Below are 17,073 nucleotides of genomic sequence, written 5' to 3' on the forward strand. Positions count from 1 at the left end.
ATAGGAGGTAGATTTAATATGATGAGATCGTTATGGACCGCTGCATCTGGTATGAAAACTCAGCAGGCAACCGTTGATAGCATAGCCAATAACCTATCGAATGTGAACACGGTAGGCTTCAAAAAAGAACGTTTGGAATTCAAATCCTTATTATATGAAACCATGAAAAATGCTGGCGATATTGCCAATGGTGGCAGTCCGGTTAATTTGCAAGTCGGTCATGGTGTTAGAACAGTTGCTTCTGTTAAATCTTTTACTCAAGGTACTTTTGAACGTACGGAAGGACCACTTGATTTTGCAATCGAGGGAGATGGATTCTTTGCGCTCATGGATGTAAATGGAAATCCGATTTATACCAGAGATGGCAGTTTTAAGACATCTATTTTGGATGGAGAACTTATGTTGACCAGTTCAACAGGACGCCCTGTTTTGGGTATTGATGGAGAACCGATTGTATTTGATGAAACCGTTGTTGCAGATAAATTGTCGGTGGATGAACAAGGTATTTTCTCAACAATCGTGGATGGTGACCGCGTTGACCTTGGTTTACAATTACAAGTTGTACAATTTCAGAATTCACAAGGCCTAAAGACAATCGGTGGTGGCTTTTATGAGCAGACGGTTGCGTCAGGGATTCCTATTATAGAAGTAGATAATGAAGAAACGGAAGGCAGCATGGTCGTTCAAGGTGCTTTAGAAGCATCTAATGTACAGGCAGTAGAGGAAATGGTTAAACTGATTGTAGCTCAAAGAGCCTATGAGCTCAGCTCAAAAGCGATTCAGAGTTCAGATGAGATGTTGCAACGTGCCAATGAATTGAAGCGGTAGGTGAGTAAGATGGAAATTAGTGGACTGGGTAGTAGCTTTTTAAACACTTTAACAAGTGCTGAGACGACAAAAAGCAAAGTTGAAGATGAAAATTTTCAGAATATTATAAAAAAAGCGATGGAAGACAAAGATGATGAAGCGCTAAAAGATGCTTGTGCAGAATTTGAATCTTATTATTTAAACAAGGTATTTTCAGAGATGCGCAAATCCATTCCAAAGTCCGGCCTTTATGAAGAGAGTCAAGGACGGAATATCTATGAAGACATGCTTTATGAAGCTTACTCCAAAGAGATTTCTAAGGGACAGGGCGCCGGCATTAAAGATATGTTATACCAACAACTAAAGAAATAAGTAAAAATAAGAATGAAGAAATAAGAAATAAGAAATAAGACTGCGCTTCTTAGATAATAGGAAAGCAGTCTTTCTATTTGAATGTATTTCATGTTATAATACGAAAACAGATGATAACGACAAAAGGCTAGGAGAAAAACAATGATCAAAATCATGGCGGTGATCATGGGCATACTCTATTATTCCACCCAACTCTATAGTGGAATCCAATATGAGGTTATACAGCGTTTATATCCACTGAAGCCGGAAGTGATTCGTGTCCTGGATATTGATATGAATAATCAGCAGATTCGAGTGGAGAATGGCTTATCTTTTGGTGTATTATATGGTTTTGAAACCACTTCAGCCATGGTCGAGGATAATCAAGCCACCATAGGCGTCAACGGTATGTTCTACAATGATTTAGGTTTACCCTACGGTCTGATGGTTCATGAGGGCAAACCCATACGCGCACAGTATATAGGAACCCCAACGGTGCTGATAGATACTAACAACCAAGTATCCATTGCAGACGTGCGGTTGAAGGCATTTGTTACCTTGCATAATCAGGATATTGAGCTGTATGGATTTAATGGATTGGTTCCCGATGGGAAATGGGTTCTATTTGATGAAGTTTATGGTAAAACAACACGTGTCAGACGACCAAGTACCAACTACATGATTCGTGATAATCTGGTAGTGGATATCATTATAACAGATCAACCGGTGGCACTTAAGGGTTGGGATCATGTTTTAACTTTTGTAGGTGAAAACAAGACCATTAAAATTGGAGATACATTTAAATTAGAACTAAATTATGGGTTGGGCGATGTTAATGTAAAAGAAGCATTTGGAACTGGCGCCTGGTTGGTCAAAAACGGAGAGAATGTAGCCAAGGAATATGAAGCATTTATGGGTTATACGACAGCCTACCAACCTCGAACATTAGTAGGTGTAACAGGGGACAACCATTTGGTTTTAGCTGTTGTGGATGGACGTCTTGAGGGTGAAAGCCTTGGCATGACAGGACAGGAGTCTGCGAAGTTGATGTTGGAGCTGGGCTGCATTCAAGCAGCTTATTTAGACGGCGGATCTTCATCGACACTGGTCATAAACAACAAGGTCATCAACGAACCGTCCGGTGGAGAAGAAAGAGCAATAGCCCACAGTATTCTGATTTTTCATCAAAAGAAATAGGTTAAAGTGTTAGTAATAACATAAAAAATATGTTATAATCGAGCCTGATTATTTTCCTAAATCAGAAAATAAATCCGACGATATATAAAAATCAAAATGATAAGCACGATTGAGAGGTCTATATGACAACAGAATTATTATGGATTATGGTACTATCGGCTGTACCTGTACTTGAACAAAAAGCAGCCATTCCCTTAGGGTTATCTTTAGGTTATTCAGATGTTCTGGTATACATTGTTACTTTAGTTGGTGCAATAATACCAGCGCCATTTATCATGTTGTTTATACCAAAGTTGTTTGAATTTCTAAAGCGATTTGATAAATTAGGACGTTTGGTGCATTGGTATGAGAAAAGTGCCATGAAGCGGGGAAAAAATATTGTAAAATATGAATTGTTGGGACTCCTTATGTTTGTAGCGTTTCCGTTACCTCTTACAGGCGTATGGACAGGATCAGCGGTTGCGGCCATGTTGAAGCTGGATTTTAAAAAAGCCTTTCCTACAGTTATAGTAGGTGCCATGATCTGTGGCCTTATACTTATGCTGGTTTTTAAAGGTGCTGTATCATTATTTTGGATACATGGTTAATGTGTCAAAACTATATAGTTGAACTTTCACCTACCATATGTAGTTATGAATGTATCAACGTAATCTACATATGGTAGGTGAATTTAGTGAAACTTAGTTTTGACCCTTTAACCATTCATGGTTAAGGTCAATACTTGGTTTGATAACCAATCATTAGAGCTAGAAAGAATTAGGAGGAAATACAATGGCAAGAAGATTATTTACATCTGAGTCGGTTACAGAAGGCCATCCGGACAAAGTCTGTGATCAAATATCTGACGCAGTACTGGATGCAATATTAGCACAAGACCCTAATGCCAGAGTGGCTTGCGAAACAGCAGTTACCACAGGTATGGTTTTAGTTATGGGAGAGATTACAACGGACTGTTACGTAGATATACCGAAGGTAGTACGTAATAAAGTTCGAGAGATAGGGTATACAAGTGCCCATTATGGCTTTGATGCAGAAACTTGTGCAGTTTTGGTTAGTATAGATGAACAGTCATCCGATATTGCTATGGGCGTTAATGAAGCGTTAGAAGTAAGATTAGGTGAGGAAGACGATGAAGGAACAGGTGCCGGTGATCAAGGTATGATGATCGGTTTTGCATGTGATGAGACAGAAGAACTGATGCCGTTACCGATATCCCTTGCACATAAATTAACAAAAAAACTGGCAGACGTTCGTAAATCAGGCCTTCTTAAATACCTAAGACCGGATGGTAAATCTCAGGTTACAGTAGAATATATTGATGATCAACCGGTTAGAGTAGACACAATCGTCATATCCACACAGCATGATGAGGAAGTGACACAAGCTCAGATCAAAGAGGATTTGATTCGAGAAGTGGTACATGCAGTTGTACCGGAAGCATTACTGGACGATAAGACCAAGTTCTTTATCAACCCTACCGGCCGCTTCGTTATTGGTGGTCCACAAGGGGATTCGGGATTAACAGGTCGTAAGATTATTGTAGACACTTATGGTGGTTATGCCAGCCATGGTGGCGGTGCTTTTTCTGGAAAAGATCCAACAAAAGTAGACCGATCAGCTGCTTATGCTGCCCGCTATGTAGCAAAAAATATTGTTGCAGCAGGTATCGCCAAAAAATGTGAGATAGAATTGGCCTATGCTATTGGTGTAGCCCATCCTGTATCCATATATGTGAACACGCATGGCACCGGTGTCATCACCGATGAAGCCATCACTGCACTCATTGAAGAACATTTTGATCTAAGACCGGCGGCAATTATTAAAAGCCTAGGACTTAGAAGACCGATATACGCTCAAACAGCTGCTTACGGACATTTTGGACGTACAGATATTGATGTACCTTGGGAAAAGACAGACAAGGTGGCTATGCTTAAAGCTGCTATTAATAAATAAAACAACATCGACTATGAAGTTCCTGGAAGCTGTCCGCCGACTTTTGGTGCAGGACGCACCAATCGGAGGCCATAGTCATACATACTGTGGAAGGGTTTTCATAGGACTCACTATAATCACTATAAAAGGCTGACTCATATCTGAGACAGTCTTTTTTTATCCAAACGTTTTTATTCATAGACCTTCAAACCCAAAATATGATAAAATGAATGGATGTGAAAGTATTAAAGAGGTGGATGTATGGAAAGAATTGAAGGCACAGTAGAAGATATCATATATCGCAATGAAGACAATGGTTACACTGTGCTTACAGTTGCAACCAAAGATGATGAGTTGACCGTTGTAGGACTTATGTATGGCATCACAGTCGGGGAACATATTATTGCTGAAGGCGAGTACGCCTCTCACAATATCTATGGCAAACAACTTCAGGTGACGCATATTGAGACGAATATGCCAAATGAAGCAGCAGCCATTGAGAGATATTTAGGATCTGGTGCAATTAAGGGTATTGGCCCATCTTTAGCAACTAAGATTGTCGATCGTTTCAAGGAAGATACATTTTTTACTATCGAAAGCGAACCCTTAAAGTTGGCTGAGATAAAAGGCATTAGTGAAAAAATGGCACAGAACATCGCCACCATCTTCTATGAACAAAGAAGTATGCGACAGGTTGTTATATTTTTACAAGAATATGGCTTGTCCTTAACCTATGCACTAAAAATATATGGTGAATATAAAGAAAGAACCTATGATATTGTCAAAAAAAATCCATACGTATTAGCTGAAGACATACAAGGTATATCTTTTAGGATGGCTGACGACATTGCCGAGAAGATTGGCATAGAAAAAACTTCGGATTTTAGAATGATGGCGGCTATTAAGCATGTCTTGATGCGAAGTGCACTGGATGGTCATACCTATCTTGAGCGGGAAAGGCTTATTGAGCTGACGACGGAGCTATTGATTATCGAAGTACTCGATTTTGACCATGCCTTTATGAACTTACAACTGAATGGGCATATTATGATTGAGGAAATTGAAGGAAAAGTATGCATTTTCTTAACCTCCTTCGACAATATGGAAAAGTATATTGCTGCGAAGTTGTTTGAGTTAACCCATGTCAGTCTGGAACAACATGATTATACGGACAAAGAGATAGAAAATATCGAAAAAGAGATGGGTATCTGCTTTGATGAAAACCAAAAAAATGCCATCACTCAAGCCTTAACTTGCGGGACTCTAGTTATAACCGGCGGTCCGGGTACAGGAAAAACCACAACCCTAAACGCCATTATCAAACTTTTTGATGAAAGAAGACAAGAGGTACTTCTTGCAGCACCGACAGGAAGAGCTGCAAAACGTATGTCTGAAACAACAGGACAGACGGCAAAAACCATACATCGCCTATTGGAAATTAGTGGTGGTGCTGAAGGGCACCAGAGATTCGAACGTAATGAAGACTACCCTATAGAAGCGGATGTCATCATCATCGATGAAACCTCCATGATGGATACAGTACTGACTTATCACCTTCTTAAGGCCATTGTACCGGGTACCAGAGTTATTTTTGTTGGTGATCAGGATCAACTGCCTTCTGTCGGTCCAGGAAATGTGTTGAAAGATATTATTCACTCCGGTTACATACATACTGTCAAGCTTCAACAGATTTTTAGACAGGCGGGTGAAAGTCATATTGTCGTTAACGCTCACAAGATTAATTCGGGAGAAATGATTGACTTAACCAATAATACCAAGGATTTCTTTTTTGTCAGACGACAGGATCCAAGACATGTGATTGGAGAGATTATTACCTTAATCAAGTCAAGGTTGCCCAAATTTGCAGGACTTGAGAGTTTTGAAGGTATTCAGATTCTTACACCCACACGTAAAGGGTTGCTAGGCGTGGACAACTTGAATCTAGAGCTTCAAAAAAATCTAAACCCACCTTCAAAAGATAAAACGGAGAAATTATATGGTACCCGTTTGTTTAGAGAAGGTGATAAGGTGATGCAGATTAAGAACAACTACAACATCAGTTGGCGCATCATGAGCGACTATGGCTTTACAGTAGATGAAGGCTTAGGTGTCTTTAACGGTGACATGGGACAAATAGTTGAAATCAATCTTTATACTGAAAAGATTAAAGTGTTATTTGATGATGACCGAATGGTTTACTATGAATTCAAAGGTCTGGATGAGTTAGATCTAGCTTATGCTGTTACGATTCACAAGTCTCAAGGCAGTGAGTATCCTATTGTTATTATGCCGATGTTCAAAGGACCGGCGCTGTTGTTAAACCGGAATCTATTGTACACAGGTATAACAAGAGCCAAGCGATATGTGGTATTGGTAGGAGATGAACAGGTCATCATGCAGATGATTCACAATAAAAGGGAAATGCTTAGGAACTCGGCATTAAAACAACGTTTATTGGAGGTGTTTTCTGTCAAATGAAGCATATCATAACGATACTATGGAAGCATCTGATGACTTTGTTGTATCCGAATTTTTGCTTATTATGTGAGGAAACCTTAGATTATGGCAATGATAAAGCCTTATGTCCACAGTGTGAAAGTGTGCATCCTCATTTAAGAGAAGATATTTGTATTATTTGCGGAAAACCATTAGCCGATTCTTTTGACTTAATATGTTATGACTGTGGTAAAAGAGCACATTTTTTTGAAGAAGGTCGCAGTTTGTGGGTTTATGAAGGCTTGGTGAAGCAAAGTATTTATGATTACAAATACAAAAAGCGAAAAGAATATGGCTTATTATTTGCTAAAGAACTGATTAGGTATTATAATGATACTATTAGATGGGAACTGGATATGGTATTACCCGTACCTTTACATAAGCATCGGTTAAGGGAACGTGGCTTTAACCAGACCGAACTTATGGCAAAGTATTTTGCAAAAAGTTTTGATTTGCAGGTCGGAGGGCGAAAGGTCTTATGGCGTGCTAAACCAACAGAGCCTCAAAAAGCATTATCGGATAGGGGAAGATGGGACAACATGCAGGATGCTTTCTTTGCAAACAAAGTCCAAGTAGAAGGTAAAACCATCTTACTCATTGATGATATTTATACTACAGGCTCGACCATGGATGCGTGTGCCAAAGCGTTAAAGATTCAGGGTGCCAAAGCGGTCTACTGTTTATCCATAGCTATTGGGAGAGGGATGTAGAATAGGCCTGATACACCTGAAATAATTCTAGAATCATGGAGGTGTTAGAATGAATGTAAAAAACTGTGTTAAGTGTGGTAAGATTTTTAATTATATTGGAGGTAGACCGATTTGTCCTGCTTGTGTTAAGAATCTGGAAGAAGAGTTCAAAACAGTTAGAACCTATGTAAAACGGAATCCAAATGCATCTATTGCAGAAGTATCTGAAGTCAATGAAGTGGACATCAAGCAGATTAAACAGTGGATCAGAGAAGAAAAACTGTCCTTTTCCAAAGACTCTGGTGTCGGTATTGACTGTGAAATTTGTGGTGTGACCATCAAGACCGGACGTTTTTGCGATACATGTAAAAAAACCGTAACCAATGAATTGAACAACGCATACGATCGACCTAAAAAGGTGGAGGAGAATCCCTTTGCCAATCAGAAAAAGGAAACGAAAATGCGCTTTATGAATAAAGACCGATAAAAATAGAAGCAACCTCAGGTTTATATAGGAGGTTGCTTTTTTTGCTATATTTGGTTTTTTATAGTAAAAAAACTTAATGAACCGTGAAGAGATGCCGATAAATAAGGTGAGATAAAAACAAAGGTGGTGAAGGATATGAGAATCAACGGTATACAAGGTGTGAATCAAGCGTACAAACCCAATAAGGCACAAAAAGCCTATGGTTCATCATCTGTTGCAGCAGGCAAAGATACTTTAGCTTTGTCGGATTTTGCAAAGGAATTATCCGTAGCAAAAGGGGCGGTTAGCAAGACGCCGGACATACGTCAAGCAAAAGTGAATGAGATTAAGCAACAAATGGAAGCAGGTACTTATAATATTACGGCATCTCAAGTTGCAGATAAGATCATTGAGCAACTCTAATCCATAGTATTCGTAAGAAGATGACAGTCATACGAGTAAGTAAGGCGTATTTTTGATATCCAAATTACGAATACATGGGTTAAACTTTTTACTACAGAAATAGGAAAGCCGTATACTCACACAGAAGGGATCTATCATTTAGATGGCAAGTTTAATAGAAGATCTAATTGGAATACTAGAAGAAGAAACAGGATGTTATAGACTTCTACTCGAAGTGGCGAATAATAAAAAGGATGTTATTATTAATGGGGATTTGCCCGGCCTACAGGAACTGACGAAACAAGAGCAAGAACTGGCTGGGCTACTTTTGCGTCTTGAGAAGAAAAGAATAAGCATTATTGAAGATATATGTCTGGTTACCAACAAGGCGCCAGGCGAAATGACCATAGCAAGACTCATTGAGTTACTGGAAGGTCAAAAAGAAGAACAAGGCAAATTAATATCAGTCACGCAACATTTGACACAAGTGCTTGAACCACTTAGAGAGATGAACAAGATTAACGAGCAACTTATTGGACAATCTCTTGAATTTGTTGAATTCACTATGAACGCCATACAAAGTAGCAAAGAGCCCATTACCAGTGCAAGTTATAAACCAAAAGGCAAAGGCTACCAGCAAGCCAACAACACCAACTTTTTTGATGCTAAACAATAAAACTAAAGAATAAAACAAGAAATTAAGGAGGTGACGCGCATGTCATCCATCGGCAGTTTATCCACAGCATTGTCTGCTTTAAGGGCAAGTGAGTCAGCCCTAAATACAACCGCACATAACTTAACCAATGTGAATACAGATGGCTATGTCAGACAACAGGTATTAATCAAAGAAAGCAACTATATTCATATTGGTAATAGCGGCACTTCAACCATGAGCGTTGGGCTTGGTACGGATATACAATCCATCCGACAGGTTAGAGATATATTTCTTGATCAATCTTATAGAGAAGAATCGGGAAGACAAGGGTTTTATGAGGCGACAGCGACAGCCATAGACGAAATAGAAACCATACTTGGAGAAACAGAAGGTGAATCTTTTTCCAAGATTCTGGATGATTTATGGACGTCAATAAATGAGTTATCGAAGCATCCGGATGGTTTGGAGACACGAGGGTCATTTGTTCAGAATGCTGTTATATTTGTTGAAAAAGCTAATCTGATTATGAATCAGTTAAACGACTATCAAAGGAATGTAAATACAGAAATTACCGACCAGATTAATCGTATCAACACCATTGGAAAAGAAATAAATATGTTAAACGACACCATATCCAAAGCAGAACTTGCCGGTGGGAATGCCAATGACTTTAGGGATCTTAGAAATAAGCTTTTAGATGAGTTGTCAACCATGGTAAGTGTAAAATATAGAGAAGATAAAGATGGTGCACTCTTAGTCAGTGTGGAAAATGTTCCCTTCGTGATTAAAGGCGATTATGTCCCTATGGGCACCATGCAAGCTGAACCATTTAGTATGTTGATTCGTCCCAGTTGGCCTCACTTAAATGAGCCGGTGTTTAACTTTGACAACCCTATAGGGCCACAGTATGATAACGATGTGGGTAAGTTAAAAGGCTTAATATTGGCACGTGGAACCAGAAGTGCCAATTACTTAGACCTAAGCGATGTGAATGTTTACAATGAGGATATTAAAGAGTCCGCCATCATGTCTGCCCAATCCCAATTTGATAATTTGATTCATGGCATTGTTACCATGATTAATGATACAGTTGCACCTAATCTACCAGGACCGCCACCGGAACTTGATACAGCGAATGCGCCTTATGGTCTTAATGGTACACAAGGTGATGAGATCTTTTCGAGGAAGTTCATGCCAAGGTATGATGCTGTAACCGGTGAATACAACGAGGAAGACCAAGCCAATGCATACTCCCTATATTCAGCCGGCAATCTGATGATTAATCCGGATATCTTAACGGATTATAACAGAATTGCTCTAAGTCAGAACCTAGGTTATGACGGTGACAGTCAAGTGGCTTCAAGTTTACTTGAAAAGTGGGATGCTAGTTTTAGTACTTTAGAGCCAGGCACAACCGGTGCTATGAGTTTTAGAGAATACTATACAGGTTTTGTAGGAAACTTGGGCAATTTGGGCTATACCGCGAAGAATCAGACAGAAAATCAGCAATTAATGGCAACACAGATTAACAATCAAAGAAACACCTTAACAGGTGTCTCCTCCGATGAAGAATTGGGCAATATGATGAAATATCAACATGCTTATAATGCTGCATCAAGAGTTGTGACAACTGTGGACCGAATGATTGAGCAGGTTGTGACGTCACTGGGCATCGTCGGCAGATAAACTTATAACAAATAAAATTAGTAAGTGTAAACAGAGAATCGTATAAGGAGGTATGACAATGGGATCAGCATTTTTTGGTATTGGGGTTGGAACCCAAGGCCTATATACAGCAAAAACAGCACTGGATATCACCAATCATAATATTGCCAACGCTGAAACTGTTGGCTACAGCCGTCAATATGGCTTACAGTCCGCCACCAGACCACTGCCAAATGGTATGAAAGGCATGATAGGTACTGGATCAGAGATTACCAATGTTCTTCAGCATAGAGATAGCTATCTAGATAACAAATACTGGAGCATGACCAATGAACTGGGAGAATATGAAGTCAAAGATGAAATACTTAGCCAGATGGAAATATTGTTCAATGAGCCTTCGGAAACAGGTTATAGCACCTTTTTTAACAATATATTTGAAAGTCTTCAGACTTTATCCAAGAATCCGGGAGACACAACAGTCAGAAATGCCTTTGTAACATCATTAGAATCATTTGCAACCTATATGAATGATGTCAGTAAGCAATTAACCACCTTACAAAAAGAAACCAATTTTGGCATTAAGACCAATGTGGATCAGATTAATTTTTTCTCTCAACAATTGGCATCCCTGAACCATCAAATCGGGAACCTGGAGTTATCCGGCAAGTCAGCCAATGATTTAAGGGATGAAAGAAATCGTATCCTTGACGATTTGTCAAAAATTGTCAACGTGGATACAAAAGAAATAACCGATGCAAATGGTAAGAAAACCTTCCGTGTATCTATAAACGGTCAAAGTCTTGTATATGATACAACGGCCAATTATTTAGAAGTAAAACCCAGAACGTATTTAAATAACCCTGAAGATCAGGTAGATATGTATGATATTTATTGGAAATCAGGAAAAGAACTCTATCTGAATAATGATAACCTATCAGGAGAACTAAAAGGCTACATTGATCTTAGAGACGGTAATAATGGTGAGAATTTTAAGGGCGCTATCTTATCAGGGGAAGGTACCAATACGCTTGTCATCGATGGTCCATCTCGAACAGACATTCCTGCAGCAGGTGAGATGAACATCGGCGGAACATTGATTACGTATAGTAGCGCAACATATGATCCGATATTGGATCAGATGACCTTTAACTTAGATGCATCTGCACCGGCAGGTGTGGACGGTACGACTACCTTTATTGGTGACAACCAGTCTTTTAAGGGCATACCTTTTTATACTCAGGAGTTGAACCATTTTGTAAGGACCATCGCTAGAGAGTTTAATACCATCAATGAAAGCGGTAATGGTGGCACAGGTACTCAGCTCTTTACCTATAAAGGTTATACAGGCGTACCCCCACTAAATGTGAATGATCTAACCAGCTATGAGAATATGAACATATATAATTTTACAGTCAACCAAGCGGTTATAGAAGACCTGTCATTGGTAGAGACATCAGCAACATTAGACCACGGTGAAAGTGCCAACGATTTAATATTGAAACTGATTGAAAAAAGACATGACACAAAAATGTTTGAAAAAGGAAAACCGGACAACTACATGCAATCTCTTCTTGGAACCCTTGGCATCGACGCTAAGCAGGTGGTAAGTTTTAAGAAGGGCCAGGAAAACTTGATGCTCCTGGTGACCAACCAAAGATTATCAGTATCCGGCGTAGATCTAAACGAAGAAACCATGAACATGTTGAAGTTTCAACAAGCTTATAATGTATCAGCAAAGATTATCAGTGTCATGGATGAAATCTACAATGTGACCATCAATCAGATGGGTGTCTAGATAAGAGGTGATAAAATGCGTATAACCAATTCAATGATGACCAATAATGTACTCCTTAATATTAATAGAAATAGGGAAACCTTAAGTCTATACGAAACACAGATGGCAACAGGCAAGAAGATTCAAAAACCTTCGGACAATCCGATCGTAGCCATAAGAGCCCTTAAGTTTCGTAACAATGTAAATGAGATTAAGCAATATCAAACCAATGCAGAAGATGCCATATCTTGGGCAGGGGTTACAGAGCAATCCGTTACCAATGTGACAGAGATTCTAAAAAGAGTGCGAGACTTAAGTGTACAAGCCACTTCAGATGTGCTTAACGTAGAAAACAGGAAAAACGTGGTAACAGAGATTGAACAACTTATGGAGCAATTTGTGAATGAAGGCAATACAACCTATGCCGGTCGTCATGTATTTTCCGGCTATAAAACCAATATGCCATTGGTATTTACAGAAACATCCGGTGACACTTATGAACTCACACAAAGTTTTAGTGCTTCTGATGTGGAAAAGACGCAGCGTGTGGTGAACAGTGAGATTATTGACGTTAATAGAATTCGTCTTGGTTATACCGGAATATCCAATCCGGATGCGACGTCACTTATACCCCCCTTTACAGCGGTGAATACAATGAATGCAGCTGATCCCGGTGCTATGACCCCTGTTCTTGGTGAAGTTAATTTTATACAAGATACGGGAGAGTTGATTTTTCATCCCGATGATGTGAGCAGTATTCCGGACCCTTTAGATTTTACTTATGAGAAAACAGGCTTTGAAAAAGGGGACCTTATGCCGGATCATTATTTTGATGGGCAGAATCTAACCACAGGCAGTGTCTTTACTGTCAGTAATGAGAAGATGCTTTATCAGATTAGTTACAGTCAACAGATGTCTATTAATACCATGGGCTATGATGTCATAGGCGTTGATCTGGTTCGAGATGTTGAAGAACTTATTAATGCAACAAAAAGTATCGGAGATGATGATACCTTAACAACCGCCCTTCAAGAAGACTTATTGGGGGATGTCTTTAATAAGCTCATCGGGAAGATGGATGGCCATATTGGTAAATTGCTTAACACCCGAGCAGAAATTGGTGGTAAGATCAACCGTTTGGAGTTAACCATCAATAGGCTTAGTGAAGACAATCTGAACTTTACGGACTTATTATCAAAAAATGAAGACGTGGATTATTCAGAAGTCATTATGAAGATGGCAGCTCAAGAGATGGTCTATAATGCAAGTCTATCTGCATCTGCTAAGATTATTCAACCGACTTTATTGGATTTTATAAGGTAGAGAAAAACAAAGAGGCGGTTTAAGAAATATTTGCTAATAAAAGTTAAAAAAGATATGATATAGAAAACGTATAAAGGGAGTGTCTATGATGAAGATTAATACCAAGCATTTTGGAGAAGTAGAAATCGATGAAGAAAGAATTGTAGAATTTGAACAGGGCATTTTTGGCTTTGAAGACAGTAAACGATTTGTTATGCTCTATGAAGATGAAGATTCAAAAAACGGTCTGTGTTGGATGCAATCCGTAGACGACGAGGGATTATCCTTGCCTGTGATTAACCCCATGTTTTGGTTTCCGGATTATAGCCCGGAAGTAGCAGATGAACAGATTGCTAGAATCGGTGCGTTGAAGGAAGAAGACTTGAATCTGTTTTCGGTAGTAGTAATTACAGATAACTTAGAATCCATGACCACCAATCTAAAAGCACCAATTGTTATAAATATCCTGACCAAAAAAGGCATGCAAGTCATTGTAGCCAATGAGGAATATCAGATCAAGCACAATCTCTATGAGCAAATGAAGCTTATGAAGGCTGGTGAATAATCATGTTGGCTTTATCAAGAAAGCTAGGAGAATCCATTATTATTAATGATGACATTGTTATTACGGTGCTTGATATTTCAAGAGATCAGATTAAGATTGGCATCGAGGCACCCAAAAGTATTCCGATTCATAGAAAAGAAGTCTATCTACAGATTCAAGAAGAAAACAAAGCCGCAGCCGCTAACAACGACAGCGCTCTCAGCAAGCTTAAAGACTTTATGAAATAAAAATAAAACTTTTTTTAATTTACTATTAAGGTCTTTGAAAAAGGGGACGATATATTACCTGTAACAAAGAAAAGAAGCTACGCTTCGTTATGAGCACAGCTCATATTTCTAGCAAAGCTCGTTGGCCAACGAGTGCCAGCATGGAAGCTGGTATATTCGACACTAACTTGGTTATTGTAAAATCTAAGTACAATAACCGAAACTCATGAAATTCAAGGAGGAATAAATTATGAGAATTAATAACAATCTAATGGCAATGAACACACACAGACAAATGGGTGTAACTCAAAACTCACAAACCAAATCAATGGAAAAATTATCATCCGGTTTTAGAATCAACCGTGCCGGCGATGACGCTGCTGGTCTTGCAATTTCCGAAAAAATGAGAGGTCAGATTAAAGGTCTCAACCAAGCTTCTCGTAATGCACAAGATGGTATTTCTATGGTTCAAACAGCTGAAGGTGCTCTAAATGAATCTCAAGCAATATTACAAAGAATGAGAGAACTTGCTGTACAATCAGCCAATGATACAAATGTTACTGCTGATAGAACGGCTCTACAAGCTGAAGTTACACAATTAACTACTGAATTAAATAGAATTGCTGATAATACTGAATTTAACACAAAAACTCTATTAAGTGGTGGTGTAACAGCGGTGAAGTTCCATATCGGCGCAAATGCGACTCAAAGTATTTCACTTTCAATCAGTAGTATGACTGCAAGTGGTCTAGGCGTTAGTGGTATTTCTATATCTGGCCAAGCAAGCGCAGATACAGCAATTACAACCATTAATACGGCAATTGCTTCAGTTTCTACTCAAAGATCAAGTCTAGGTGCTGTTCAAAACAGATTGGAACATACAATTAAAAACCTAGATACAGCAAGTGAAAACTTACAAGCATCAGAATCACGTATCAGAGACGTTGATATGGCAAAAGAAATGATGGAATTTACTAAAAACAATATCCTTCAACAAGCAGCTCAGTCAATGTTAGCACAAGCAAATCAAGCACCACAAGGGGTTCTACAATTACTTAGATAATTTATAATGATATCAAATTATAACAATTTGGTATGATTGCTCTAGTAAGAATCTCTCGTATATAAAAATTAAAGAGAGTCAGAGCTATGTGCTCTTGACTCTCTTTTTGTATATTTTTATAATATTGGGATTAAGGGTGGTATTAATATGTATTATGATAAAAACATAAGTGTGATAAAAAATAAATATCCAAGGCTATATGAAGAACTTGAAGGTATTAAAGTAGACAAGCAATTATATGAGGTTATGAGAACAAAAACTAATGATTGGACCGTTCGAGTGAATAAAGAAGAAGGAAGAATACTCATTCATAGCTTGTATAATCCAAAGAGAGAAGCAAGAAAGATTGTAGAAGATTTATATGATTCTACTGCTAGTAATTATGTTTTTATTGGGATGGGTTTCGGTTATCATATATTAGAATTAATGCTACTATCCCCAAATACTACAGTGTATATAGCAGAAATGAATATGCAGTTATTGAAGTTAGCTTTGGAATATATGGATTTGGAACAGTTATTATTAAATGAGAATATTAAGTTATATCCTATAGATGATATCAAAAAATTAAGTACTCTAATTGAATCCTTTACGTTTCATGGAAATTATAAAATCGTTATTCACCCTCCATTATTAAATGCTTTGCCAGAAAAGTATTTAAGTGTTAAATTATTATTAGAGGAATTCTCAATCAAAGTGAATTCGTCACAGTTGCACGAACGCACTATGGAGGATAATTATTACAATAATATAAGTCTTTATAACGAAAGTATTGAAGTATTATTTGGTAAAGCAAAAGATAAGCCGATATTTATTGTAGCTGCTGGACCATCACTCGATAAAAATATTACTGAATTACGAGCAATTGGTGAAAAGGGTATTATCTTGGCCGTAGGTAGAGCGGTGAAACCACTGGTAGAAGCAAAAGTTAAAATGGACTATATTATCGTAAGTGAATCTTCACCATTATTATACGGTATGCAATTAGAAAATGTAAATGTTAATTGTCCCATAATAGCACTCTCAACAAGTGATCGAAAGGTGTTTGAATACTATAGTGGTTTCAAATATATAGCTTTACAGAAAGATTATGAGTTAGCAGAGAAGTTCGCAAGTACTCACGGCCTTCAATTAGTCGAAACAGGTGGATCGGTGGCAACTACAGCATTGGATGTTGCAATAAAAATGGGTTGTAATCCTATTATCTTTGTTGGTCAAGATTTGGCTTTTACGAATAATAAAACACATGCAAATCATACTAGTTCTTTGCAAATAAAAGAATCAAAAAAGCTAAGATGGGTTACAGATATTAAAGGTGAAAAGGTTCAAACTTCAATTAATCTGAATATTTACTTAAAGTGGATACAAGATAGGATTAGAAGAGAGAAAGAGATTGTTTTTATTGATGCAACTGAAGGTGGCGCAAAGATTGAAGGAACAAAAATCATGAAGTTGAAAAACGCGATAGAGGAATACTGTTATCAAGAGAAAAAGGAGATTTAA

The 17,073-nt window shown here is 38.2% G+C and carries 17 protein-coding genes; all 17 read left to right on the forward strand.

Going from position 1 to position 17,073, the window contains the following annotated elements; all coding sequences use genetic code 11:
- Nucleotides 1–18 precede the first annotated feature (18 nt).
- The 17 genes from PATL70BA_RS12305 to PATL70BA_RS12385 all read left to right on the forward strand — a co-directional run bounded on the left by PATL70BA_RS12305 (nucleotide 19) and on the right by PATL70BA_RS12385 (nucleotide 17,073).
- Nucleotides 19–828, forward strand: coding sequence for a flagellar hook-basal body protein (locus PATL70BA_RS12305; RefSeq protein WP_125137641.1), 810 nt, complete (start codon nucleotides 19–21; stop codon nucleotides 826–828).
- A gap of 9 nt (nucleotides 829–837) precedes the next feature.
- Complete coding sequence (locus PATL70BA_RS12310; RefSeq protein ID WP_125137642.1) at nucleotides 838–1,179, forward strand: rod-binding protein; 342 nt, start codon at nucleotides 838–840, stop codon at nucleotides 1,177–1,179.
- 141 nt (nucleotides 1,180–1,320) lie between these two features.
- Nucleotides 1,321–2,355, forward strand: a complete 1,035-nt coding sequence (locus tag PATL70BA_RS12315; RefSeq protein WP_125137643.1) for a phosphodiester glycosidase family protein — start codon at nucleotides 1,321–1,323, stop codon at nucleotides 2,353–2,355.
- Between the two features lie 122 nt (nucleotides 2,356–2,477).
- Nucleotides 2,478–2,942 carry a COG2426 family protein gene (locus tag PATL70BA_RS12320; protein WP_125137644.1) on the forward strand — a complete coding sequence of 155 codons (465 nt, stop codon included), beginning with the start codon at nucleotides 2,478–2,480 and terminating at the stop codon, nucleotides 2,940–2,942.
- Between the two features lie 184 nt (nucleotides 2,943–3,126).
- Complete coding sequence (gene metK / locus PATL70BA_RS12325; protein ID WP_125137645.1) at nucleotides 3,127–4,308, forward strand: methionine adenosyltransferase; 1,182 nt, start codon at nucleotides 3,127–3,129, stop codon at nucleotides 4,306–4,308.
- A gap of 240 nt (nucleotides 4,309–4,548) precedes the next feature.
- Complete coding sequence (gene recD2, locus PATL70BA_RS12330) at nucleotides 4,549–6,765, forward strand: SF1B family DNA helicase RecD2 (protein ID WP_125137646.1); 2,217 nt, start codon at nucleotides 4,549–4,551, stop codon at nucleotides 6,763–6,765.
- The gene (locus PATL70BA_RS12335) at nucleotides 6,762–7,493 is read left to right on the forward strand and encodes a ComF family protein (RefSeq protein WP_125137647.1); all 732 of its coding nucleotides are present in this window, start codon (nucleotides 6,762–6,764) and stop codon (nucleotides 7,491–7,493) included. The genes recD2 and PATL70BA_RS12335 overlap by 4 nt, the downstream gene beginning before the upstream one ends.
- Before the next feature lie 49 nt (nucleotides 7,494–7,542).
- A complete protein-coding gene (locus tag PATL70BA_RS12340) occupies nucleotides 7,543–7,959 on the forward strand; it encodes a flagellar protein (protein WP_125137648.1) in 417 nt (138 codons plus the stop codon).
- A 135-nt stretch (nucleotides 7,960–8,094) separates the two neighbouring features.
- Nucleotides 8,095–8,361 (forward strand): flagellar biosynthesis anti-sigma factor FlgM, encoded by a 267-nt coding sequence (gene flgM / locus PATL70BA_RS12345; RefSeq protein WP_125137649.1) that lies wholly within the window; start codon nucleotides 8,095–8,097, stop codon nucleotides 8,359–8,361.
- Between the two features lie 142 nt (nucleotides 8,362–8,503).
- The gene (locus PATL70BA_RS12350) at nucleotides 8,504–9,016 is read left to right on the forward strand and encodes a flagellar protein FlgN (protein WP_125137650.1); all 513 of its coding nucleotides are present in this window, start codon (nucleotides 8,504–8,506) and stop codon (nucleotides 9,014–9,016) included.
- Between the two features lie 39 nt (nucleotides 9,017–9,055).
- Nucleotides 9,056–10,681: a flagellar hook-associated protein FlgK gene (gene flgK, locus PATL70BA_RS12355; protein ID WP_125137651.1), complete on the forward strand. Its 1,626-nt coding sequence runs from the start codon at nucleotides 9,056–9,058 to the stop codon at nucleotides 10,679–10,681.
- A gap of 58 nt (nucleotides 10,682–10,739) precedes the next feature.
- Entirely contained in the window at nucleotides 10,740–12,455 is a 1,716-nt protein-coding gene (gene flgK, locus PATL70BA_RS12360; RefSeq protein ID WP_172596240.1) for a flagellar hook-associated protein FlgK, read from the forward strand.
- A 15-nt stretch (nucleotides 12,456–12,470) separates the two neighbouring features.
- Entirely contained in the window at nucleotides 12,471–13,757 is a 1,287-nt protein-coding gene (gene flgL, locus PATL70BA_RS12365; protein WP_125137653.1) for a flagellar hook-associated protein FlgL, read from the forward strand.
- Nucleotides 13,758–13,842: 85 nt separating this feature from the next.
- Nucleotides 13,843–14,301, forward strand: a complete 459-nt coding sequence (gene fliW, locus PATL70BA_RS12370; protein ID WP_125137654.1) for a flagellar assembly protein FliW — start codon at nucleotides 13,843–13,845, stop codon at nucleotides 14,299–14,301.
- Nucleotides 14,302–14,303: 2 nt separating this feature from the next.
- Complete coding sequence (csrA, locus tag PATL70BA_RS12375; RefSeq protein ID WP_125137655.1) at nucleotides 14,304–14,528, forward strand: carbon storage regulator CsrA; 225 nt, start codon at nucleotides 14,304–14,306, stop codon at nucleotides 14,526–14,528.
- Between the two features lie 229 nt (nucleotides 14,529–14,757).
- Nucleotides 14,758–15,570, forward strand: coding sequence for a flagellin N-terminal helical domain-containing protein (locus tag PATL70BA_RS12380; RefSeq protein WP_125137656.1), 813 nt, complete (start codon nucleotides 14,758–14,760; stop codon nucleotides 15,568–15,570).
- A 147-nt stretch (nucleotides 15,571–15,717) separates the two neighbouring features.
- A complete protein-coding gene (locus PATL70BA_RS12385) occupies nucleotides 15,718–17,073 on the forward strand; it encodes a motility associated factor glycosyltransferase family protein (protein WP_125137657.1) in 1,356 nt (451 codons plus the stop codon).

This window comes from Petrocella atlantisensis, from assembly GCF_900538275.1.
GTDB lineage: Bacteria > Bacillota > Clostridia > Lachnospirales > Vallitaleaceae > Petrocella > Petrocella atlantisensis.